General features: G+C 70.9%; 15 protein-coding genes and 1 riboswitch. Of the genes, 11 read left to right on the top strand and 4 right to left on the bottom strand.

What is annotated here, in order from left to right; translation table 11 throughout:
- Positions 1-145: 145 nt before the first annotated feature.
- Both ileS and ACZ6SD_RS29745 read left to right on the top strand, forming a co-directional pair.
- A complete protein-coding gene (gene ileS, locus ACZ6SD_RS29750) occupies positions 146-3,286 on the top strand; it encodes an isoleucine--tRNA ligase (RefSeq protein ID WP_465320333.1) in 3,141 nt (1,046 codons plus the stop codon).
- A 121-nt stretch (positions 3,287-3,407) separates the two neighbouring features.
- Entirely contained in the window at positions 3,408-5,039 is a 1,632-nt protein-coding gene (locus ACZ6SD_RS29745; RefSeq protein WP_465320332.1) for a penicillin-binding transpeptidase domain-containing protein, read from the top strand.
- A gap of 4 nt (positions 5,040-5,043) precedes the next feature.
- Here ACZ6SD_RS29745 and ACZ6SD_RS29740 read toward each other — a convergent pair whose 3' ends face one another.
- Complete coding sequence (locus ACZ6SD_RS29740; RefSeq protein WP_465320331.1) at positions 5,044-6,687, bottom strand: hypothetical protein; 1,644 nt, start codon at positions 6,685-6,687, stop codon at positions 5,044-5,046.
- Positions 6,688-6,869: 182 nt separating this feature from the next.
- Positions 6,870-7,427 carry an SRPBCC family protein gene (locus ACZ6SD_RS29735; protein ID WP_465320330.1) on the bottom strand — a complete coding sequence of 186 codons (558 nt, stop codon included), beginning with the start codon at positions 7,425-7,427 and terminating at the stop codon, positions 6,870-6,872.
- A 57-nt stretch (positions 7,428-7,484) separates the two neighbouring features.
- Here ACZ6SD_RS29735 and ACZ6SD_RS29730 point away from each other — a divergent pair, with 57 nt between their 5' ends.
- From ACZ6SD_RS29730 to ACZ6SD_RS29705, 6 genes are all read left to right on the top strand, one after another.
- On the top strand, positions 7,485-8,060 hold the full coding sequence (locus tag ACZ6SD_RS29730) for a TetR/AcrR family transcriptional regulator (protein WP_465320329.1): 576 nt from the start codon (positions 7,485-7,487) through the stop codon (positions 8,058-8,060).
- On the top strand, positions 8,060-8,359 hold the full coding sequence (locus ACZ6SD_RS29725; RefSeq protein WP_465320328.1) for a DUF167 domain-containing protein: 300 nt from the start codon (positions 8,060-8,062) through the stop codon (positions 8,357-8,359). Before ACZ6SD_RS29730 ends, ACZ6SD_RS29725 begins: the two co-directional genes overlap by 1 nt.
- Positions 8,360-8,485: 126 nt before the next feature.
- Positions 8,486-9,967, top strand: coding sequence for a potassium/proton antiporter (locus ACZ6SD_RS29720; RefSeq protein ID WP_465320327.1), 1,482 nt, complete (start codon positions 8,486-8,488; stop codon positions 9,965-9,967).
- 65 nt (positions 9,968-10,032) lie between these two features.
- A riboswitch (SAM riboswitch) is annotated at positions 10,033-10,149 on the top strand.
- A 35-nt stretch (positions 10,150-10,184) separates the two neighbouring features.
- Positions 10,185-11,558 carry an aminotransferase class V-fold PLP-dependent enzyme gene (locus ACZ6SD_RS29715; protein ID WP_465320326.1) on the top strand — a complete coding sequence of 458 codons (1,374 nt, stop codon included), beginning with the start codon at positions 10,185-10,187 and terminating at the stop codon, positions 11,556-11,558.
- 34 nt (positions 11,559-11,592) lie between these two features.
- Positions 11,593-12,207, top strand: a complete 615-nt coding sequence (gene lspA / locus ACZ6SD_RS29710; RefSeq protein ID WP_465320325.1) for a signal peptidase II — start codon at positions 11,593-11,595, stop codon at positions 12,205-12,207.
- 144 nt (positions 12,208-12,351) lie between these two features.
- Positions 12,352-13,281: an RluA family pseudouridine synthase gene (locus ACZ6SD_RS29705; protein ID WP_465320324.1), complete on the top strand. Its 930-nt coding sequence runs from the start codon at positions 12,352-12,354 to the stop codon at positions 13,279-13,281.
- Positions 13,282-13,900: 619 nt separating this feature from the next.
- Here ACZ6SD_RS29705 and ACZ6SD_RS29700 read toward each other — a convergent pair.
- Positions 13,901-14,890, bottom strand: a complete 990-nt coding sequence (locus ACZ6SD_RS29700) for an AsnC family protein (protein WP_465320323.1) — start codon at positions 14,888-14,890, stop codon at positions 13,901-13,903.
- Positions 14,891-14,990: 100 nt separating this feature from the next.
- Positions 14,991-15,626 (bottom strand): nucleoside/nucleotide kinase family protein, encoded by a 636-nt coding sequence (locus ACZ6SD_RS29695; RefSeq protein ID WP_465320322.1) that lies wholly within the window; start codon positions 15,624-15,626, stop codon positions 14,991-14,993.
- 140 nt (positions 15,627-15,766) lie between these two features.
- Between ACZ6SD_RS29695 and dnaE the strand changes: the two genes are divergently transcribed.
- The 3 genes from dnaE to ACZ6SD_RS29680 all read left to right on the top strand — a co-directional run bounded on the left by dnaE (position 15,767) and on the right by ACZ6SD_RS29680 (position 21,844).
- Positions 15,767-19,303, top strand: coding sequence for a DNA polymerase III subunit alpha (dnaE, locus tag ACZ6SD_RS29690; protein ID WP_465320321.1), 3,537 nt, complete (start codon positions 15,767-15,769; stop codon positions 19,301-19,303).
- A 97-nt stretch (positions 19,304-19,400) separates the two neighbouring features.
- Positions 19,401-20,636, top strand: coding sequence for a cytochrome P450 family protein (locus ACZ6SD_RS29685; protein WP_465320320.1), 1,236 nt, complete (start codon positions 19,401-19,403; stop codon positions 20,634-20,636).
- The gene (locus tag ACZ6SD_RS29680) at positions 20,633-21,844 is read left to right on the top strand and encodes a cytochrome P450 family protein (RefSeq protein WP_465320319.1); all 1,212 of its coding nucleotides are present in this window, start codon (positions 20,633-20,635) and stop codon (positions 21,842-21,844) included. Before ACZ6SD_RS29685 ends, ACZ6SD_RS29680 begins: the two co-directional genes overlap by 4 nt.
- The last annotated feature ends 318 nt before the right edge of the window (positions 21,845-22,162 follow it).

Raw genomic sequence — 22,162 nt, 5'->3', positions numbered from 1 at the left:
ACGGGACCGGCCCGTGACAGCCGGCCGAGAGAGGTCACCGGCACGCCGGTGGCAAGCGGGGTGGTACCGCGGCACGTGCGGCACGGAATGCTCGCGCGCGTCGTCCCCGTGTGGGTCCGACCGATCCGTACGAGGAGCACCACCCATGGGTTACCCCAGGGCACACGTTGGCACCGGCGACGCGCGGACCGTGCCTGCCCAGCCGTCCTTCCCCGCGCTCGAAGCCGCCGTGCTGGACTACTGGGCGGCCGACCGCACTTTCCAGGCCACTGTGGACGCCCGCCCGACGGGCGACAACGGCGACAACGAGTTCGTCTTCTACGACGGGCCGCCGTTCGCTAACGGATTGCCGCATTACGGCCACCTGCTCACCGGCTACGTCAAGGACCTCGTGCCGCGCTACCAGACCATGCGCGGCCGCCACGTGGAGCGCCGGTTCGGGTGGGACACCCACGGCCTGCCCGCCGAGGTGGAGGCCGAGAAGCAGCTCGGGTTCTCCTCGAAGAGCGAGATCGAGGCGTTCGGCATCGAGAAGTTCAACGAGGCGTGCCGCACGTCGGTGCTGCGCTACACCGACCAGTGGCGCGACTACGTGACCCGCCAGGCGCGCTGGGTCGACTTCGACAACGACTACAAGACCCTCGACTTGGACTACATGGAATCAGTCATGTGGGCCTTCAAGTCGTTGCACGACAAGGGTTTGGTCTACGAGGGCTTCCGGGTCCTGTGGTACTGCTGGCGCTGCGAGACGCCGCTGTCGAACACCGAGACCAAAATGGACGACACCTACCGCGACCGGCAGGACCCCGCGGTCACGGTGGGCCTGCGGCTGGTGGCGCCGGGAACCGATCTCGACGGCGTGCACGCCCTGATCTGGACCACGACCCCGTGGACGCTGCCGTCGAACCTCGCCGCCGCGGTGCACCCCGAGGTCGACTACGTCGTGGTGGAGGCTGGCGATCAGCGCTACCTGCTGGCCGAGGCCCGCCTCGGCGCGTACGCCCGCGAACTCGGCGAGGACGCGCCGGTCGTGGGCCGGTACAAGGGCGCGGACCTGGTTGGCACCCGGTACCTGCCGCCGTTCGACTTCTTCGCTGGCCGCGAGAACGCCCACCAGATCCTGCCCGCCGACTACGTCACCACCGAGGACGGCACGGGCGTCGTGCACATCGCCCCGGCCTTCGGTGAGGACGACAAGGCGGTCACCGACGCGGCGGGCATCGAGGTCGTGGTGCCGGTCGACGCGCACGGCCGCTTCACCAGTGAAGTGCCGCCGTACGCGGGCACGCAGGTGTTCGAGGCGAACAAGCCGATCATCCGCGATCTCAAGGAACTCGGGCTGCTGGTGCGGCACGAGACCTACGACCACCCGTACCCGCACTGCTGGCGCTGCGACAACGCGCTCATCCAGCGCGCGGTGTCGTCGTGGTTCGTCGCGGTGAGCCGGTTCAAGGACCGGATGGTGGAGCTGAACCAGCAGATCAACTGGGTGCCCGGCCACATCAGGGATGGCCAGTTCGGCAAGTGGCTGGAGAACGCGCGCGACTGGAACATCTCCCGCAACCGGTTCTGGGGCTCGCCGATCCCGGTGTGGGTGTCGGACAACCCGGAGTACCCGAGGGTGGACGTCTACGGCTCGCTGGACGAGTTGGAGCGCGACTTCGGCGTGCGGCCGACCGACCTGCACCGGCCGACCATCGATGAGCTGACCCGGCCGAACCCGGACGACCCGACCGGCGCGTCCACCATGCGCCGGGTGCCGGAGGTGCTGGACTGCTGGTTCGAGTCCGGGTCGATGTCCTTCGCCCAGGTGCACTACCCGTTCGAGAACCGCGAGTGGTTCGAGGACCACTATCCGGGCGATTTCATCGTGGAGTACAACGGCCAGACGCGTGGCTGGTTCTACACGATGCACGTGCTGGCGACGGCCCTGTTCGACCGGCCCGCGTTCGTCAACTGCGTGGCGCACGGCATCGTCTTGGGCGACGACGGGCAGAAGATGTCCAAGTCGCGCAAGAACTACCCGGACGTCAACGAGGTGTTCGACCGGGACGGCTCGGACGCGATGCGCTGGTTCCTCATGGCCAGCCCGATCCTGCGCGGCGGCGACCTCGTGGTCACCGAGCGCGGAATCCGCGACGCCGTGCGACAGGCGGTGCTGCCGTTGTGGAACTCGTGGTACTTCCTCGCGCTCTACGCGAACGCGGAAGGCAAGGACGGCGTGTGGCGGACGGACTCGCCGCACGTGCTCGACCGGTACGCGCTCGCCAAGACCCGGCAACTGGTCGAGTCGGTCACCGCGGCGCTGGACGCCTACGACATCTCCGGCGCGTGCCAGTCGGTGCGCGAGTTCCTGGAGGTGCTGACCAACTGGTACGTCCGCCGGTCGCGTGACCGGTTCTGGTCCGGTGACACCGACGCGATCGACACTCTGCACACGGTGTTGGAGATCGTGTCCCGGCTTACCGCGCCGTTGTTGCCGCTTACCGCCGAGTCGGTCTGGCGGGGTCTTACCGGTGGGCGGTCAGTGCATCTGGCCGACTGGCCCGAGGCGGACGCGCTGCCCGCGGACGACGACCTCGTCGCGGGGATGGACCGGGTCCGGCAGGTCTGCTCGGCGGCGCTGGCGCTGCGCAAGGCGAACCGGCTGCGGGTGCGCCTGCCGCTGGCGAGCCTGCTGGTCGCCGCGGCCGACTCGGCCGTGCTGGAGCCGTTCACCGACCTGATCCGCGACGAGGTCAACGTCAAGGCGGTCGAGCTGACCACCGACGTGGCCGCGCACGGGCGGTTCGAGCTGGTGGTCAACGCCCGCGCCTGCGGGCCGCGGCTGGGCCGGGACGTGCAGAAGGTGATCAAGGCCGTCAAGGCGGGGGAGTGGTCGACCACCGCCGAGGGCGCGGTCGTGGCGGCGGGTGTCGAACTGCTCGACGGCGAGTACGAGCGGCGGCTCGTGGCCACCGACGCGGGCGCGACCGGCGAGCTGCCGGGCAGCTCCGGGCTGGTCGTGCTCGACACCGACGTCACCGCGGACCTCGCGGCCGAGGGTGTCGCCCGCGACCTGGTCCGGGTGGTGCAGCAGGCCCGGCGGGACGCGGAGCTGGACGTGTCCGACCGGATCGCGGTCACCGTGGACGCGCCCGACGACGTGGTCGCCGCCGCCGAGGCCCACCGGGAGTTCCTGATGGGCGAGACGCTGGCCGACGCGGTCGAGTACGGCCCGGCGGAGGGCTTCGCGGGCTCGGTGGGCGAAGGCGTCGACGTGCGGGTGGTTGTGCGCAAAGTGTGAGAGTTGTGACGGTACGGGAGCGGCTTTCGTCGGCCTCTGGTCGCGGAAGCCGCTCCCTGGCATTGTGGCCAGAGGCGTGAACGTCGCGCGTCGGGGGCTGGGGTAGTTCTGGGGGTCGGGCGTGTCCACGACGCGCAAGCGCTGGATCTTGTCCATTGGGGGTCTGGCGGTAGTCGCCATTGTCTTGTTGGCGGTGTTCGTCTTGGTGCCGCGAGAGGTGGCCCCGACGTCCGCGGCGGGTGGGACGACAACGCAGCGAACCGAGGCGCCGTTAGGCGCGACGGACGTGGCCGAGAGGTTCCTCGCGGCGTTATCCGCGCAGCGGTTCCAGGCGGCGGCGGACCTGACCGACGCCCCACCGGCCGCGGTGGCGCTGCTGACCAAGGTCGGCGCGGCGCTGCGGCCGCAGTCGGTGCAGGCCACGGCGAGCGCGCTCACCACGCCCGCCGCCGGAGCGACCGAGGTGAGCGAGACGTTCACCCTGTCCTGGCGGCTCCCGTCCAGCCAGATGTGGGCCTACTCGAACACGCTGTCGGTGGTGCGGGTCGACGGGAAGTGGCGGGTGAAGTGGTCGCCCGCGGTGATCCACCCGAAGCTGACCGAGGGCACCCAGTTGGCCGTGGTGGTCAGCGCGACCGGGCCCAACGCGGTGCTCGACCGGGACGGCAAGCCGCTGCTGACCTGGCAGGGCGCCACCGCCCAACCGGTGGACCCCGCAGTGGCTCCGCTGCTGGCGAGCGCGCTGAAGGGGAGCGTCACCCTGCCAGCCGACAGCGGCGGCACCCGGATCGCGCTGGTCGACGCGGCGGGCAAGGAGGTCGAGAGCCTTTTCGGCACTCCTGCCGCGCCGGTGGAGCCGCTGAAGTCGACCCTGAGCCTGCGGACCCAGGCGGCCGCGCAGGCCGCGGTGGACAGCGCGGCCGGTCCGGCGTATCTGGTGGCCATCCAGCCCTCGACCGGCGGCATCCTCGCGGTGGCGCAGAACGCGGCGGCGGGGGACCGGCTGGACGCCCTCAACGGCCTCTACCCGCCCGGCTCGACGTTCAAGGTCGTCACCGCGGCGGCCGTGCTCGACGCGGGCAAGGCGACCGTCGACACCGTCCTGCCCTGCCCGGGAACGCAGACCATCGGCACCCGTTCGATCAAGAACGCCGACTTCGAGTTGGGCCCGGTGCCGCTGCGCACCGCGTTCGCCGAGTCCTGCAACACCACGTTCGCCGCGCTGGCCGCTGAGCTGCCCGCGGACTCGTTGTCCCGGGCCGCCGCCCAGTTCGGGCTGGCCGCCGACTTCGAGATCCCGGGACTGACCACGCAGACCGGCCAGGTGCGGCCCGCGACCGGGACTCCGCAGCAGGTGGAGAACAGCATCGGGCAGGGCACCGTGCAGGTCAGCCCGTTCGGCCTGGCGCTGATGACCGCGACGGTCGCGAAGGGCTCGGCGGTGACGCCGAAGCTGTTTACCGGCGTGGAGACAGTCGTCAAGACCGGCTACCGGGGGCCGTCCAGCGCGACCCTGGCGGCGCTGCGCCCGATGATGCGCGAGGTGGTCACCTCGGGCCGGGGTGGCGCGCTGCGCGGGCACGGCGCGGTCGCGGGCAAGACCGGCACCGCCCAGTACGGCGACGGGACCCGGTCGCACGGCTGGTTCGCCGGATACCGGGGCGACCTCGCGTTCGCGGTGCTCGTCGCCGACGCCGGGGCCGCGGCGCCCGCTGTCACCGTGACCGGGAAGTTCTTGGCCGCCGCGAAGTGAGCGGTCATCCGGTCGGAAACCCGACCGGATGCAGGATCGCCGGTTCCGGTCGGTCGAGCGGGCCGATCACCGGCTCGTCCGTGACGATGACCGTCTCCTGCTGGTCGGCGGGAACGGGCGCCACGGGACGGCCGCAAGGCAGGACGGCCAGGGTGGACAGCACGCCGAGGTCGACCCGGTGCGCTGTCAGGCGATGCGACGTCGGCAGGTCCGGGAGTTCCGGGGCGGCGGTCAGGAGCGGGACGTCCTGGGCGTCCGAGGGCCGCAGAACCTCCACGCGGTCGGCGCCCGAGCCGAAGACGGCGATGGTCTCGGCGTGCTCGGCCGCGTCGGCCAGAGCGGGCAGGTGGGGCAGGGCGATGCGCAGGGTCGGGGTCACCAGCAGCCAGGACCGCGTCGCGCAAGCCCGCGCGCACGGGTCCGGGAGGAGCACCATTTCGGGCCGCCGCCCCCCGCGCACCAACTCGGCCCAGGTGGCGGAGTCGGTGACGACCGGAGTCGTCGGCAGATTCTCGCTGAGCCACCTCGTCGCCGCGGCCGTGACCACCGGGTCGGTGTGGCTGTCGGCTGCGGCGCGCAAACCGCTCACCCAGGAGGGCACGGCGAACGCGAGGGCGGTCAGCGCCACGGCGGCGGTCGGCGCCAGGAATGGCCGGGTCCTGGTGTGCTTGCCCGCCCGGCCGCCGTGCGTGAGCCCGCGTTCGACCACGGCGGCCACCAACAGCGCGGCAGGCGCGACCACGACCGCGAGGGCTCCGGTGTCGGGTCCGTCGGGCAGGACGGAGAGCAGGACGAGCGTGAGCACGCCGAGAGCGAGGGGCCGCAGCCGGTAGGAGAGCAGGGCGCCGAGCGCGGCGGCCACGGCGGCCGTGCCGAGCAGCGGGTCCAGCCGCAGCCACTCGCCGGGGCCGGGGCCATAGGAGGCGTGCCGGAAGGCGGTCACGGCGGCCCCGGCGCCGAGGCCGATCCCGGTGCCGAGGCTGAACAGCGCGGCGAGCATGAGCGAGAGCCGCCTGCGCCCCCGCCGCCACACCAGCAGGGCGGCCGCGCCGACCAGGGCGAGGGTGACCGGCGCGGTGAGCACGGCGACGACCAGGAACACCGTCGCCCACAGGTCGGGGGTGATCCTGCGGTGCCGGTGCGGGGTCCACAGCAGCGCCAGCGCGGCCAGCGCCCACGGCACGGCCACGTTTTCCGGCCGCACGGCGAGTTGCAGGTTCAGCGCCAACGGCGACAGCGCCGTGATCGCGACCGCCGCCGCTGCGGTCCAGCGGGTCAGGCCCATCCGGCGGGCGAGCAGCCACAGCAGCGCGCCGGTGGCCGTCGCGGCGAGCACCATCGGCTCGCGGACCGCGCTGAGCGCGGTGGCGTGTCGGATGAACGCGTCGGTGGCGGTGGTGTAGGCGGCGACCTGGAGCCAGGCTAGAGACGACACGAACGGGTCGAGCATGCGGTCGAGGGCGTCGACGGCGAAGACCTGGGCGAGGTGCCTGCCTTCGCCCGCCTGAGTGGGCGCGTCGCCCGCGGCCAGGCGGAGCAGCGCGGTGACGGCGGCCAGGGCGGCGGCGGGCAGCGCCCGCGCCCCGGCCTCGGCGGCATGCCAAACGCGCGGCGCGGGGAAATCCGCGCTCACATGGTGTGCGGACATAGGGGATGCCTGCTCTGCGGTCCCGAGAAACGGGAGCGAGCCGGTACCTCCTTCGATGGGTGATTCGGGAGGGTGGGGGTCGACCGCCGCGCGCTGCGGTCGACCCATGCTAAACCCGTAATCGGTCGTGTGCGCACTGTGACTTTCTGTGTCGCGAATGCTCTGTCTTACGAGTGACGTCGTCAGTGCCGGTTACCCCGATCAGGTCGTGGCGGGCCGCTGACCTGTGGGTCTTTTCCGTCGTCATCCTTGGCGCGGGCGCTCGCGATCCGGTGCAGCACTCGCACCCAAGGGGACCACCGCGCGGGTCGGGCGGGCGGGTGGCCGACGTGGGCGGCCGCGCGGTCGAGCAGGTCTTCGAGCAGGGCGTCGTGCATCCACCGGATGGCCAGGGGCCAGGTGACACGGCCGATGCCGTGCGATTCGGCGCGCAGGATGTGCCGCAGGACGCACGAGTCTGGCGAGGGGCCGTCGAGGATCAGGAAGGTGTGCGTCCCGCGCAGGCCCATCCCCGGCGTGAAGGTGAACTCGACCATCTTGCCCGGCTGGTAGGCGGTGCAGGTGTAGCCGACCGGGCCGTGCCCGCCGGTCGCGCCCGGCCCGAGCGGGGCGTCGAACAGCATCGGCGGCCAGTGGTCGACCGGCCACAGCGGGCTGTCCGCGCCCGCGATCCGGTCCAGCAGCGCGCCGACGCGCGCGGGAGCGACGGGCAGGGCGCGCTCATGCCGATTGTCGATCATCAGATCACCTTCCGTACGGAAGCGTATGGTTCACCCCGTACGCTAGCGTATGGATTCGTGGCAGCACAGCGTCGAACCCGAGAGGACTGGACCGAGATCGCGCTTTCCGCGCTCGCGGAAGGCGGACTCGCCGCGCTCGCGGTAGAACCGCTCGCGGCGCGGGTCGGCGCGACGAAAGGCAGCGTCTATTGGCATTTCGCCACGCGCGACGCGCTCGTGCAGGCCACCCTCGAACGGTGGGAGCGCGAGCACACCGAGGCGGTCATCGACCTCGCCGAAGCGGGTGAGACCCCCACCGAGCGACTGCGCATCCTCTTCGGCGCCGTGCTCTACCCGGAACAGGGGGCCGACGTGGAACTCGCGCTCCTGGCCTCGCTGAGCGATCCACTCGTCGCGGCTGCCGTCGCGCGGGTCGGCGAGCGGCGGGTGGAGTACCTCGCGACCCAGTTCGCCCAGCACGGCTTCGGCCGCGCCCAGGCCAGGCGGCGCGCGGTGATCGCCTACTCCGTCTACCTCGGACAGGCCCAGCTCAGCCGGGGCGCGCCGGAAACCCTGCCGCGGTCGGCCGCGGCCCGCCGGGCGCACGTGGCCGAAGTGCTGCGCGTGCTGCTGACCGAATCGGTGGACGCCTGATGGTGTTCCGGTTCGGGGTTCGGGTGAAACCGGGCGCGCGCCGCGCCGCCGTCGGCGGTCGGTGGCCCGGCCACAGCACTAGCGACGGCGACACGCTCGTCGTGGCGGTCGCCGCGCCCGCGGTGGAAGGCAAGGCGAACGAAGCGGTCCGCCGCGCGCTCGCCGACGCGTTCGGCGCGCGCCGCAACGACGTGCGGATCGTGGCCGGGGAACGGGGCAGGGACAAGGTGGTCGAACTGGACCCGGTGCCGCCGAATGCCGCGCGCACGCTGGCCCGATTGCTCGGCGACCAGCCGTGACCATTGCCTCACCCAGCGCGTGACCGGTTTGTCGAGTGCGCCCCCACCCGGTTGAAAGGGGACAATGCGCTCACAACACCAGGCGCTCGCACCATGCGGGCCGCCGCGCGGCCAGGAGGAGGTGGGATGGACGACCTGACCCTGGCGCTCGGTATCGGCGCGGCCGTTCTCCTGCTGGCCGTTCTCGCGGTGCGGGTGTCCGTCCGACTCGGACTGCCCTCGTTGCTGCTCTACCTCGGGATCGGTGTCCTGGTCGGCGAAGCGGGCCTGGGCATCGAGTTCGAGAACGCCGAGTTGACGCAGGCGCTCGGCTTGGCCGCCCTGGTCATGATCCTCACCGAGGGCGGCCTCACCACGCGCTGGGGTGAGGTGAAACCCGCGCTGTGGCCGGGAATCGCACTGTCCACAGTGGCGGTTGTGATCAGCGTCGGGCTGACCGCGGCCGGACTGCACTGGATTCTCGGCTTCGACTGGCGGCTCGCCCTGCTGTGGGGCGCGGTGCTCGCCTCCACCGACGCCGCCGCGGTGTTCAGCGTGCTGCGCAGGCTCTCGGTCACCCGGCGGCTGGTCGGCTCGCTTGAGCTGGAAAGCGGCATGAACGACGCGCCGAGCTACATCGCCGTCGTGCTGCTGGCCTCCACCGACCCGATCGGCTGGGGCCTGCCGCTGACCATGCTCTACGAACTCGGCGCTGGCGCGCTGATCGGCCTGGGGCTCGGCTGGCTCGGCACGCACGCGCTGCGCCGGGCCGCGCTCCCGGCGACCGGCCTCTACCCGCTGGCCACGGTCGCGGTGTGCGTGCTCGCTTTCGCCTGCGGGCAGGCCGCGCACGCCTCCGGGCTGCTCGCCACCTACATCGCCGGGCTGGTGCTGGGGAACTCGCGGCTGCCGCACCGGTCGGACACCGTGTCCTTCGCCGAGGGGATGGGCTGGCTGGCGCAGATCGGCCTGTTCGTCCTCTTGGGACTGTTCGCCTCGCCCTCGCGGCTGCTCGACGCGCTGGTGCCCGGACTGGTGGCCGGGGCGGTGATCACGCTGGTCGCCCGGCCGCTGTCGGTGCTGCTGTCCGTCACGCCGTTCCGCGTCCCCTGGCGAGAACAGGTGTTCCTGTCCTGGGCCGGGTTGCGCGGGGCGGTGCCCATCGTGCTGGCCATGATCCCGCTGTCGCAGGGCGTGCCCGGCGCGCAGCAACTGGTCGACGCCGTGTTCGTCCTGGTGATCGTGCTGACCCTGGTGCAGGGAAGCACTCTTGGCCTGCTGGCCAAGGCGCTCGGGCTCGACGCCGGGGCTCGCGCCAAGGAGGTCGAGGTCGACGCGGCGACCCTTGACGAGCTCAACGCCGAGCTGTTGCAGGTGACGATCCCGCAGGGCTCGAAGCTGCACGGCGTCTACCTGTCCGAGCTGCGCCTGCCCGTGGGCGCGACGGTGAGCCTGGTCGCGCGGGCCACGGGCGCGTTCACCCCAGGTGCCAACACTCGTTTGCAGGTTGGCGACCAAGTCCTGGTCGTCACCACCCAGGACGCCCGCGAGGCCACCGAGAACCGCATCCGCGCGGTCGACCGGGCAGGCCGCTACGCCCGCTGGAAAGGCGAGACCGGCGACGAGTGAGCCCGCTCTCACCTGGTGGGCTGCCGCTCGATCCTGAGCAGCGCGTCGGCTATGTTCTGCGGCAAGGTCACGAGCGCCAGCGTCAAACCCCGGTTTGCTGGCCGGCAACCCTCCTCCGCGGTGGGGTGCCCCGGGTGAGGACCTGGTCCTCCCGCGCGGTGCGGGACGGGCAAGCGCGGACCCCTCGCGGGTCCCCTGGACCTGGAGGTCAGCCCCCATGACGCTCGCTGTTCCCGCGGCCCGCACGCCCGAGACCGCCCCGGAGACGGCCGCTGTCGCCGTGCCGCCGGTGGTCGGCGCGCGACTGGTCGTCCCGCTGGTCGACGGCCGCCGCGTCGGCTACGCCAACCTCGACCACGCCGCCAGCGCGCCGTGTCTTGAAGCCGTGCGCGACGCGGTGGACGAGCTGCTGCCCTGGTACGCCAGCGTCCACCGCGGCGCGGGCTTCGCGTCGCAGGTCAGCACCAAGGTCTACGAGCAGGCCCGCGCGGTGCTGCGCCGGTTCGTCGGCGCCCGCCCGAGCGACGCGGTGGTGTTCACCCGCAACACCACCGACAGCCTCAACCTGCTGGCCAAGGCGCTGCCCAAGAACACCTCGGTGGTGCTGTTCGACACCGAGCACCACGCGGCGCTGCTGCCCTGGCGCGGCCCCCGGGTCCACCGGATCGAGACCCCGGCCAGCGCCGGTGACGCGGTGCTCGCCCTCGACGCCGCGCTTTCGGCCTGCGCGGTCGGCCCGCGCCTGGTCGTGCTCACCGCGGCGTCCAACGTCACCGGCGAAATCTGGCCGGTCGCCGCGCTGGCCGAGGTCGCGCGAAGGCACGGCGCCCGGATCGTGCTCGACGCCGCGCAGCTCGCCCCGCACCGGCCGATCGACATCCGCGCGCTCGACGTCGACTACGTGGCCCTCTCCGGGCACAAGCTCTACGCCCCCTTCGGCGCGGGCGCGCTGATCGGCCGCGCGGACTGGCTCAACGCCGCCGACCCCTACCTAGTCGGCGGGGGAGCGACCGCCCAGGTGGTCGACTGGGGCGACCGGCTCGGCGTGGCCTGGTCGAAGGTGCCCGAGCGGCACGAGGCTGGCTCGCCCAACGTCGTCGGCGCGCACGCGCTGGCCGTCGCCTGCGAGACGATCACCCGGCACGGCTGGGACGCGATCGTCGCGCACGAGCGCGCGCTGCTGCGCAGGCTGCGCTCGGGCCTGGCCACGGTGCCCGGCCTGCGCGGGCTGAGCCTGTTCGGACCTGAGCACGACCGGGTCGGCGTCGTCAGCTTCACCATCGACGGCGTCGAGGCGGGCCTGGCCGCCGCGGTCCTGTCGGCCGAGCACGGCATCGGCGTCCGCGACGGCGCGTTCTGCGCCCACATCGCCACCCGCAGGCTCCTGGGCCGCGTGGGCGCGGGGGAGCAGCGGGCGCTGCGGGTCAGCATCGGGCTGGGCACCACAACCGAGCACGTCGACCGGCTCGTGGCCGCGCTGCGGTCGCTGGTGACCGACGGACCCGCCGCCGACTACGTCCTCGTGGACGGCCGGTGGACGCCTGCCAACGACCCGCGCCCCCTGCCGCCGTTCCTGCGCGAGGTCTCCTGACCGGCCGCGCACGGCCACCATGGACAATGGGCCGGTGAGCACAGAACGTGGCGACGACCGCGGCACCGAGATCGAACACGCGGCGACCGAGCAGGAGGCCACGGCTGAGCAGGAGGCCACGGCCGAGCCGCCACCCCGGCGGGGCGCGCTGCTGCTGTCCACGGCCATGGTGGTCTTCGCGCTGGACCTGATCACCAAGATCATCGCCACCGCCACGCTGGAGGGCGAGCCCCCGGTCCGGGTACTCGGCGGCGCGGTCTACCTGCAACTGGTCCGCAACGCGGGCGCCGCGTTCTCCATGGCCACCGGCATGACCTGGCTGTTCACCCTGATCGCGGCCGGGGTCGTCGTCGCCATCGTGTGGATCATGCCCAAGCTGCGCTCGACGGGCTGGGCGCTGGGCTTGGGCCTGGTGCTCGCGGGCGCGCTGGGCAACCTCACCGACCGGATCTTCCGCGCGCCCGGGGTGTTTCAGGGGCACGTGGTCGACTTCATCTCCGTCTTCGCGCCCAACGGCGACTTCTTCCCGGTGTTCAACGTCGCCGACTCGGGCATCTCCATCGGCGGCGTCCTGATCGTGCTGATGGCGATCCTCGGCCGCGACTACGACGGCAGCACCACCCGCGACAAGGCCGGAGACGCTGCATGAGCAAGCCCGCGAGCGAATCATCGACCCAGTGCGCCCGCGTGCGGAGCCGCCGATCTTGTGGGGTGGCCGCATGAGCGAGCCTGCGAGCGAATCGTTGACACAGTGCGCCCGCGAGCGGAGCCACCGAACTTGTGAGGTGGCCGCATGAGCGAATCACGCACCCTGCCCGTGCCCGACGGCCTCGACGGCATGCGGGTCGACGCCGGGCTGTCCAAGCTGCTCGGCCTGTCCCGCACCATCGTGGCCGCGCTCGCCGAGTCCGGCGACGTCCTGGTCGACGGCAGGCCCGCGGGCAAATCCGACCGACTGCTCGCCGGGACCTGGCTGGAGGTCACCCTCCCCGAGCCCGACCGCCCGGTCGAGGTCCGCGCCATCGCCGTCGAAGGCATGGAGATCATCCACCAGGACGACGACGTGGTCGTGGTCGACAAGCCGGTGGGCGTCGCCGCCCACCCCAGCCCCGGGTGGACCGGGCCAACGGTCATCGGCGGCCTGGCCGCCGCGGGCATCCGGATCTCCACCTCCGGCGCCGCCGAGCGCCAAGGCGTGGTCCACCGCCTCGACGTCGGCACCACCGGGGTGATGGTGGTGGCCAAGAGCGAATACGCGTACACCGTGCTCAAACGCGCCTTCAAGGAGCGCACGGTCGAGAAGCGCTACCACGCGCTCGTCCAAGGCCACCCCGACCCGAGCGTCGGCACCATCGACGCGCCCATCGACCGGCACCCCCGCCACGACTACCGGTGGGCGGTCGTCGCGGGCGGCAAACCCAGCGTCACCCACTACGAGACGATCGAGGCGTTCCGGGCCGCGTCACTGCTTGACGTCAAACTGGAGACCGGGCGGACGCACCAGATCCGGGTCCACTTCTCCGCCCTCCGTCACCCTTGTGTCGGTGATCTGACCTACGGCGCCGATCCGAGCCTCGCCAAGCGCCTCGGCCTGGCCAGGCAGTGGCTGCACGCCCGCACGCTGGGGTTTCACCATCCCGACGACGGTCGGTGGGTGGAGTTCACCAGCGAGTATCCGGCCGATCTCGCTGGGGCGCTGGACACGCTCGCCGCCGATTACTGAGGTCCGTGCGGAGATCCTCGGCTAAGTTGGATTTGACTTGGCGACGGCTAGAGGCGGTGCTTATGAGCGGCACGGATAGACCGGACGAGGACACTGGCGGGTTCCTGGTGGATGGGGTCGCGCCTCAGGTCATCGGGGGCGGTGATACGGCTGAGGTCGCTTATGACCGGGAGCCGCCTACCAGTCCTATTCAGGCTCAGGCCGCGCCGCCGCCGTCTAAGAAGGGATGGCTGAGCAAGCTGTTCGGGCGGTAGTCGGGGCTTGCTCGGGGGCTTGGCTTGGTGGGGGTTGCTCGATGGGGTGGAGTGGTTTCTTCGGGGCCCCTACGAAGGAAGATCGCCGTGTGAAAGACGGGTGGGATGCCTTCGGCCTCACACGTGCGGAGCCAGCTTAGCGATCTTCCTTCTCCCCCGAAGAAACCACTCCACCCCATCGAGCACCTGGCAGGACCGGGCAGCGGTTGGCAGATGCTCGGGTTCGCTGTTCGGTCTGCACCACCGGGCACCTGGCAGGGCCGGGTTCGGTTGGCAGGAGCGTGGGTTCGCTGTTCCGCTCTCACCAGTGCATGGCAGGGGCGGTGCTGCCTGGCAGGAGGGGGGCCAGCCAGCGTCGCTGGTTCTCAGTTCTCGACTGTCCAGGTGAGGGTTAGGGATTCCTCGTCTGGGCGGGGGCTCCAGCGGACTGAGGTGACCACTATGTCTTCTGGGACCACGTAAACCGTGTGTCCGCCTGCTGTCTCGCCGGGGGCCACGCCTATTCGGTGTGGGGGGCGTGAGGATAGAGAGACTGGGGCCTTGGAGATTGTTTGGCCGTCCGGGGTGACCAGGACCAGGTAGAGGTCAGGCAGGGTGCTGAACGGGACTGTGCCTCGGTTGGTCAACTCCGTGTGCACCACTATCGACCGCTCGCCTGGTTGGAGGCGGTAGCCGGCGGCGGTGAACAAGTAGTCGGCGGGGTCTACTACCTCCACCAGTTGGACGGAGAGGCGTTCGCCTTCCAGGCCCGAGGTTTCCAGGGTGGTGCCGACCTTGCCCTGGCGGGTGGGGGTGTTCATCCGGGTTGTCGGCTGGGTGCGGTCGACGGCCAGGGCCGGGGGCTGGTCGCCACGGGCCCAGGAGGCGCTGCCGGGTGGGCCCCAGGTGCTGATCGGCTCGTTCGCGGGGGGAGCGGGGTGGGGCTGGGGAATGGGTTGGCTGGGTGGGCCCGCGGGGGTGGGGAAAGGCTGGCTGGGTGGGCCGGTGCGCACCTGGTATGGGCCGCTGGGAGGGTGGTGGGCGAAGTTCTGTTGCTGCTGCGGGGGGTACTGCGCCTGCTGGGGCTGGTAGCCGCCGCTCTGGGGGCCGGGGGGTGGCGGGTAGACGCCGGAGGGGGTGCCCTGCACGCCGTAAGAGGGGGGTGCGGGTGTCCTGGCCAGTGCGGCGCGGACGCCGTTGGGATCGCATTCGACGCCGACGAGGAGGGGGAGGCCCGCGCCGGACAGGGCGACCAGCCGCGAGGCCACTTCCCGGGGGTCCATGCCCAGCCTCGCGGCCACCTCGTGCACCGCTGCCCTGCCCATTTCGGCGACCACACCGAGTAGGCGGGCATCAACCGGATCCGTCACGACCACGGGCCGCACGCTACCCGGTTGGCGGGCGGCTCGCGGCGGAAGCCGGGACTCGACACGGGCAAGATCGGTTTCGGTGATCGAATCCGCACGGAGCGCGACCTCACACCGGGGCGTCGTCCAGCAGCGCGAGGTGCCGGGGGTCGTCGGCGCGCACGCCCGCGTCGGCGGTGTGCAGGGGGCGGACCTCGGCGTCGTAGCGGGCGAACGCGGGCAGCGCCCAGTGCTCGTCTGCGGGCAGCCGCCGGGCCAGCGCGGGGGCGGACAGCCACAGGTGCGCGGACAGCTCGTGCGGCAGGCCGCGGCCGAGCAGCAACTCGCCGTCGAGCAGGAGGACGCCGCCCGCGCCGAGGGCGACGTACTCCGCCCGGGTGGCGCGGTCGGTCGCCGCGTCCCACAGCGCGGGCAGCGCCCGGCCCGACCCGCCGGGGCCGAGCGGGCCGAGCACCTCGCGGCGCAGCGCGCCCTCGTCCAACCAGGTCTCGTAGCGGGCGTCGGCGTCATGCCTGCCACGCTCGAAACGCAGCGACGCTGGCCGCAGGAAGTCCGCGGCCGAGACCCGCAGCACCGGCCGCCCGAGCACCCGCAACCGCTCGCCGAGCGCGTCGGCGAGCGCCCCCGGCTCGGTGGGCGGGGCGCCGTCGACGATCACCCGCGTCCACCCCGCGCGCTCCCGCGCGTCGATCCGCGCGGTCAGCTCGTCGGCGAGCACGTCAGGCGAAACAGGACGGAAACGCATGTGTCCCACTGTGCCCGTTCGGCGGCTACAATGCGGCGCTTTTGCCGCTGTGCCAAGAGAATCCCGCTGTGACGAGAGATATCAGCGTGTCGCGCCGCCCCTTGGGCGAGGTTGTCGGCGGGTGTCGCTAGGGTGTCGCCGTGGCTGACTCCTTCGCTCATCTCCATGTGCACACCGAGTACTCGATGCTCGACGGAGCGGCCAAGCTCAAGGACATGTTCGCCGAGTGCGAGCGGCTGGGGATGACCTCGGTGGCGATCACCGACCACGGTCACACCAACGGCATCTACGACTTCTTCAAGCAGGCCACGAGCGCGGGCATCAAGCCGATCCTGGGCATCGAGGCCTACATCGCGCCCGCGTCGCGGTTCACCAAGGACCGTATCCGGTGGGGCGACCCGGCCCAGAAGAGCGACGACGTCGCCGGTAGCGGCGCCTACACCCACCAGACGATCTGGGCGCGCGACGCGACCGGCCTGGGCAACCTGATGCGGCTGTCCAGCCTCGCCTCCCTGGAGGGGCAGCTCGGCAAGTGGCCCAGGATGGACCGGGAGCTGATCGCGGAGAACCGCGAGGGCCTGATGGCCACCACCGGCTGCCCGTCCGGCGAGGTGCAGACCCGGCTGCGGCTCGGCCAGGACGAGGAGGCGCTCAAGGCCGCGGCGGACTGGCGCGACATCTACGGCAAGGACAACTTCTTTGTCGAGCTGATGGACCACGGCATCGAGATCGAGCGCCGGGTCCGCGGCGGGCTGGTCGACATCGCCCGCAAGCTCGACATCCCGTTCGTGGTCACCAACGACTCGCACTACACGTACAAGAGCGACAGCACCGCCCATGACGCGCTGCTGTGCGTGCAGACCGCCAGCACATTGCAGGACCCGACCCGGTTCCGGTTCGACGGCGACGGCTACTACCTGAAGTCGCCGGATGAGATGCGCGCGATCGACTCGTCCGACCCGTGGCAGGAGGGGTGCCGCAACACCCTGCTGGTCGCCGAGAAGGTCGACACCACCGGGATGTTCGAGTTCCGGAACCTGATGCCGAAGTTCCCGATCCCCGAGGGCAAGACCGAGGACGAGTTCTTCCGCGAGCAGGTGTGGGCGGGGATGCACCGCCGGTTCCCCGAGGGCGTGGACGAGGAGCACCGCAGGCAGGTCGAGTTCGAGATCGGCGTCATCCTGCAGATGGGCTTCCCGGCCTACTTCCTGGTCGTCGCCGACCTGATCCAGTGGGCGAAGAACAACGGCATCCGGGTCGGCCCCGGCCGAGGGTCGGCCGCGGGCGCGCTGATCGCGTACGCGATGGGCATCACCGACCTCGACCCGCTGGCGCACGGCCTGATCTTCGAGCGGTTCCTCAACCCCGACCGCGTCAGCCCGCCCGACATCGACATCGACTTCGACGAGCGTAGGCGCGGCGACGTCATCCGCTACACCACCGAGAAGTGGGGCGCGGACAAGGTCGCGCAGGTGATCACCTTCGGCACGATCAAGGCCAAGGCCGCGATCAAGGACTCCGCCCGGGTGCTCTACGGGCAGCCCGGCTACGCCATCGCCGACAAGATCTCCAAGGCGTACCCGCCCGCCGTGATGGCGAAGGACATCCCGCTCAACGGCCTGTTCGACCCCAGCCACAAGCGGTACAACGAGGCCACCGAGATCCGCGAGCTCTACAACAGCGACCCGCAGGTCAAGGAGATCATCGACACCGGCCGGGGACTGGAGGGCCTGATCCGTAACGCGGGCGTGCACGCCTGCGCGGTCATCCTCTCCGCGGAGCCGCTGATGGAGACGATTCCGCTGTGGAAGCGCCCGCAGGACGGCTCGATCATCACCCAGTTCGACTACCCGACCTGTGAGTCGCTGGGCCTGCTGAAGATGGACTTCCTGGGCCTGCGCAACCTCACCGTCATCGATGACGCGCTGCGCAACATCGAGCGCAACGGCAAGCCGGTGCCCGATCTGGAAACCCTGGGCCTGGACGACAAGGCGACTTACGAGCTGCTCTCGCGCGGCGACACGCTCGGGGTGTTCCAGCTCGACGGCGGGCCCATGCGCGACCTGCTGCGCCTCATGCGCCCCGACAACTTCGAGGACATCTCGGCGGTCGGCGCGCTCTACCGGCCCGGCCCGATGGGCGCCAAGTCGCACACGAACTACGCGCTGCGCAAGAACAAGCAGCAGGAGATCACCCCGATCCACCCGGCGCTCGCCGACGCGCTCGAAGACATCCTCGGCACGACCTACGGCCTGATCGTCTACCAGGAGCAGGTCATGGCGATCGCGCAGAAGCTGGCGGGCTACACGCTCGGCCAAGCGGACCTGCTGCGCCGCGCCATGGGCAAGAAGAAGAAGGAAGTCCTGGACGCGGAGTTCGTCAACTTCTCCGGCGGCATGGAGAAGAACGGCTACCCCAAGGACGCCATCAAGACCCTGTGGGACATCCTGGTCCCGTTCGCCGACTACGCGTTCAACAAGGCGCACTCGGCCGCGTACGGGCTGGTCTCGTACTGGACGGCTTACCTCAAGGCCAACTACCCGGCCGAGTACATGGCCGCCCTGCTCACCAGCGTCCGCGACGACAAGGACAAAGCGGCGGTCTACCTGGCCGAGTGCCGCAAGATGGGCATCACCGTCCTGCCGCCCGACGTCAACGAGTCGGAGAAGGAGTTCGCCCCTGTCGGCAACGACATCCGCTTCGGTCTCGGCGCGATCCGCAACGTCGGAGCCAACGTGGTCGACGCGATCATCAAGGCGCGGGTCGAGAAGGGCGAGTTCGCCGACTTCTCCGACTACCTGCGCAAGGTGGACGCGTCGGGGTGCAACAAGAAGGTCGTGGAATCGCTGATCAAGGCGGGCGCGTTCGACTCGCTCAAGCACCCGCGCAAGGGCCTGTTCCTCATCCACACCGACGCTATCGACGCGGTCATGGAGACGAAGAAGGCCGAGGCGGTCGGCCAGTTCGATTTGTTCGGCGCGGGCAGCGACGACGCCGACGACAGCGTCCGCAGTGTTTTCGACGTCCGCGTGCCGGACGACGTCTGGGAGACCAAGCACCAGCTCGCCCTGGAGCGGGAAATGCTCGGCCTCTACGTCTCCGGCCACCCGCTCAACGGCGTCGAGCACATCCTGGCCGCGCAGTCGGACACCGCGATCACCACGATCCTCGACGGCGGTGTCGGCGACGGCGCGCAGGTCGTGATCGGCGGCATCCTCGCCTCGGTCAACCGGCGGGTGAACCGCAACGGCGAGCCGTGGGCGTCCGCGCAGCTCGAAGACCTCGCCGGTGGCATCGAGGTGCTGTTCTTCCCCAAGACCTACGCGGTCGTGGGCATGGGGGTGCTGGAGGACGCGATCGTCCTGGTCAAGGCCCGGGTGGCCAAGCGCGACGACCGCATCTCGCTGATCGCCAACGACCTCGCCGTGCCCGACTTGTCCAACGCCGACGGCGCCCCGTTCCGGCTGAGCATGGCGGCGACCAAGTGCACCCCGCCGCTGGTCGCGCAGCTCAAGGAGGTCCTCGGCGCGTACCCGGGCACCACCGAGGTCCACCTCAAGCTGATCAACGGCCCCCGGCAGACCCTGCTCAAGCTCGATGACGCGCTGCGGGTGAGCCCGTCGCCGTCCCTGATGGGCGATCTCAAGGCGCTGCTTGGGCCGAACTGCCTGTCCTAAGATCACCCGTTCGGCGTAATCTTCTCCTTCTTCGGGTGATCCTCGGTACCGTGGTGGTTAACGGGGTTTACCGGGGTCACTAGGGGGATGGTGTTCCGTGCTGGACAGCGAAGCCACGGCCATCGAGGACATCACGGCCATCGAGCTTGACGAGAGCTTCTTCCACGATCCGTTCGCCCTCTACGCCGAACTCCGGGGAACCGGCCCCGCGCGCCCGGTCGTGCTCCCACAGGGCCTGCGCGTGTGGATCATCACCGACTACGCCGAGGCGCGGGCCGCGCTCGCCGACCCCCGGCTGAGCAAGGACCTCGCGGGCGCCGGGCCGCTGCTGGAGCGGCACAACGGGTCGGAGCGGCCCGGTCGGGAGGGGTTCGCCACCGACCTGGCCGCGCACATGCTCAACTCCGACCCGCCGGACCACACCCGCCTGCGGAAGCTGGTGAACAAGGCGTTCACCGCGCGCGGGGTGGAGCACCTGCGGCCGCGGGTCGCGGAGATCACCGCGAGCCTGCTTGACGACATGGCGGGCCACGACGAGGTCGACCTGCTCGACGCCTTCGCCTTCCCGCTGCCGATGACGGTGATCTGCGAACTGCTCGGCGTGCCGGACGGCGACCGCGAGTCGTTCCGGCGCTGGAGCGCCACACTGCTCTCGGCCGCGCCGATCGAGGAGGTCCAGGCCGCGGCCGTGGCCATGCAGGCGTACCTGGTCCAGTTGATCGCCACCAAGCGCGCCGCCCCCGGGCCCGACCTGCTGACCGCCCTGATCGAGGCGGTCGAGGACGGCGACCGGCTCAGCGAGCAGGAACTGGTCTCCATGACGTTCCTGCTGCTGCTGGCCGGGCACGAGACCACGGTCAACCTGATCGGCAACGCCACGCTCGCGCTGTTGCGCGCGCCCGACCAGCTCGCCGCGCTGCGCGCCGACCCGACGCTGGTGCCCGGCGCGGTCGAGGAGTTCCTGCGCTTCGACGGCCCGGTCAACCTCGCCACGATGCGCTACACGGTCGAGCCCGTCACCTATGGCGATGTCGAGATCCCCGAGGGCGAGTTCATCGCGGTCGCCATCGGCGCGGCCAACCGCGACCCGCGCCGATTCCCGGGCGGTGATCAGCTCGACGTCACCCGGCCGCCGTCCGCGCACCTGGCCTTCGGCCACGGCATCCATTACTGCGTCGGCGCTCCGCTGGCCAGAATGGAGGCCGAGATCGCGATCGGCGCGCTCCTGGCCCGGTTCCCGAACCTGGCGCTCGCGGCCGACCCGGCCGACCTCGCCTGGCGGAACAGCACGATCGTGCGCGCCCTCAACGCTTTCCCGGTGCGGCTGTCATGACCACGACGACGATCACCCTTGACGAGGGCTTCATCCAGAACCCGTACCCGCTCTACGCGGAACTCCGCGAAACCGGCCCGGTGCGCCGGATCGTGAGCGCGGGCGGGGTCAACGCGTGGCTGGTCACCCGCTACGCCGACGCCCGCGCGGTGCTGGCCGACCCGCGCGTGCGCAAGGACATCGCCGCGATGCGGGAGCTGATCACCCGCCACCGCACCTCGGACGGCCCGCTCATCCAGTTCCTGAGCGTCCTTTCCGAACACATGCTCAATTCCGACCCGCCCGACCACACCCGGCTGCGCAAGCTGGTGACCAAGGCGTTCACCTCCCGCCGGGTCGAGCGCCTGCGTCCCCGGATCGAAGAGATCACCGCCGACCTTCTGGACGACCTGGCCACCCACGACGAGGTCGACCTGCTCGACGCTTTCGCCTTCCCACTGCCGATGACGGTGATCTGCGAACTCCTCGGCGTCCCCGACACCGACCGCGATTCCTTCCGCCACTGGACTTCCCGCCTGGTGGCCACCCCCATGACCGAGGACTCCGGCGCCGCCGCCGTGTCGATGACCGAGTACCTGACCGGACTCATCGCCACCAAACGCGCCGCCCCAGCCGACGACCTGATCACCGACCTCATCCACGCCGTCGAGGACGGCGACCGCCTCACCGAACAAGAACTGATCGCGATGGTCTTCGTGCTCCTGGTCGCAGGCCACGACACCACCGTCAACCTCATCGGCAACGGCGTCCTCGCCCTACTGGAAGCCCCCGACCAACTAGCCACCCTGCGCGCCAACCCAGCACTGCTGCCCGGCGCGATCGAGGAGTTCCTGCGCTACGAGGGCCCAGTCAACCTCGCCACCCTGCGCTACACCGCCGAACCAGTCACCTACTCCGACGTGGAGATCCCGGCCGGGGAACTGGTCCTGGTCTCCCTCAGCTCAGCCAACCGCGACCCCAACCGCTTCCCCAACCCAGACCAACTGGACGTCACCAGGGCACCCTCGGCCCACCTGGCCTTCGGCCACGGCATCCACTACTGCGTAGGCGCCCCACTGGCCAGACTGGAAGCAGAAATCGCCCTAGGCGCCCTCCTGACCAGATTCCCCACCCTGGCCCCAGCAGGCGAACCCACCACCAGCGTGAAATGGCGGGACAGCACCCTGATGCGCGGCCTACGCACCCTGCCAGTCCGCCCCCACGGCTGACTCCGGTCAAAGTCGCCCCCAGGCACCCGCACGCACCCCCATCTCGGACCCACCCACCTGGCCGCACCCGAGCCCAGCGGCACACCTGCCGCTAACCCCGCCCCCCACCAGGTGCTTGATGGTGTAGACGGAGCCGCGAACCCGCTCTGCTGCCAGGCCGAACCGACGCTCGCCCAGTGCTCGATGGGGCGGAACGAGCAGCAGCAAACCACGCCCCAACCAGGCCGCACCCGAGCCTGCCAGGTGCTCGATGGGGTGGAGTGGTTTCTTTGGGGGAGAAGGAAGATCCCTAAACTCGCCGTGGTCGTGGGGCCGAAG

The sequence above is a fragment of the Actinokineospora sp. NPDC051303 genome (genome assembly GCF_055586285.1).
The sequence above is the reverse complement of the archived record's forward strand: the minus strand, read 5'-3'. Positions and strand labels throughout refer to the sequence as shown.